Here is a 776-nt window from a genome sequence, read left to right on the forward strand (position 1 = left end):
GCGGTGTGATGAAACGCCTTGACCTTGCGATTAACGACAGGGCGGGCATACTGGATATTCCAGATCTGACCGCCAAATGCAACCGTGAGGAATGTGTTTCCCTGTTCCGCTCTTTCAAGTCCTATGCTTCGGGCGAGCTGGTGAAGCACAACGAGCAGGACAAGGCGGGCATGGGACACACGCTGTATATCGGCTCACTGAAAAGTGAGGTGTACTTCTGCTGTTATGAGAAGAACTACGAACAGTACGCAAAGCTGGGAATACCGATTGAGGAAGCCCCCATAAAGAACCGCTTCGAGATACGACTGAAAGATGAAAGAGCTTATTATGCCGTCCGTGAACTGCTGACCCATTATGACGCAGAACAGACGGCATTTTCTATCATCAATCACTATATCCGCTTCGTGGACAGAGAGCCAGAGAAGCGAAAGACAGACTGGAAGCTCAATGACCGCTGGGCGTGGTTTATCGGGAAAGACCGCCCGCCTGTCAAGCTGACGACAGACCCAGAACCTTACACGCTGGAAAGGACGCTGGGCTGGATAAGCCGACAGGTCGCACCTACGCTGAAAATGCTGAAAAAGATAGACGCTGGCAACAGCACAAGCTATCTGAAAGAGATTGAGGACAACGCAAAGCTGACAGAAAAGCACTTGCAGATAATCCGACAGCAGACAGCGGACACAGAGGAGCTTATCACAGAGTAAAGGAGAATTGAGATTATGGCAGAACTTGTTAAGGACTTAGTGCTGGTATCGCTGGGAATGGGTATCGGT

1 protein-coding gene is annotated in these 776 nt (G+C 50.4%); it reads left to right on the top strand.

Going from position 1 to position 776, the window contains the following annotated elements:
* On the top strand, positions 1-707 hold a 707-nt coding region (locus tag B5F18_RS12350; protein ID WP_143468440.1), incomplete at its 5' end, for a replication initiation factor domain-containing protein.
* Between the last annotated feature and the right edge of the window lie 69 nt (positions 708-776).

Origin of the sequence: Lachnoclostridium sp. An181, assembly GCF_002160325.1 — a bacterium.
Lineage (GTDB): Bacteria > Bacillota > Clostridia > Lachnospirales > Lachnospiraceae > An181.